We start from the raw sequence: 527 nt of genomic DNA on the forward strand, positions 1-527 counted from the left end.
TGCCCCATCCCTTCGCGATAAAGGCCGCGGCGCACCTGTTTGGCGCTCGGCGAGCGCACGTCGCGCCGCTTGGCGGTTTCAGCGAAATCACGCATCGCTTCGCTCCACGGCACGCCGATAAAGGCGCAGATCGCCTGGACCTCAGTGTCGAAGTCTTCGACCAGGCTTTCGTGACGATGAATGTAGATGTCCAGCGTCAACTTCTCGCGATAGATGTCGGCCAGCATCATCACCGCATCGTAGAGCAGAGCCGCACGCTCAAGATTGGTGAATTCGCTGACCAGCGTGTTGCCGCGGAATCTTCGACGCAGACAGCTGACCACCACATCACGCGGATCACGGCGGGCGAACAGGATTTTCGCTTCCGGGAACAGCTTGGCCACCGCAGGCAGGTAAACCGTATACAACGGCTGCTTGTCGACGAAGATCTTGCCGGCCGGCTCAACGCCGAGCGAGCGGACCTGGCGCCAGTATTCATCCCGCCGCTCGGACGCCTCGGCCTCGCTCAGCTCGGCCAGGGCCTCGAC

The 527-nt window shown here is 62.2% G+C and carries 1 protein-coding gene; it reads right to left on the reverse strand.

Features of this window, described 5'->3' with window-relative positions; translation table 11 throughout:
• Positions 1-527: sulfotransferase family protein (locus tag D1614_RS24990; RefSeq protein WP_147384417.1), on the reverse strand; the 527-nt coding region annotated here is incomplete at both ends.

It is taken from the genome of Maribellus luteus (assembly GCF_003576475.1).
In the GTDB taxonomy this organism is placed as follows: Bacteria; Bacteroidota; Bacteroidia; order Bacteroidales; family Prolixibacteraceae; genus Draconibacterium; species Draconibacterium luteum.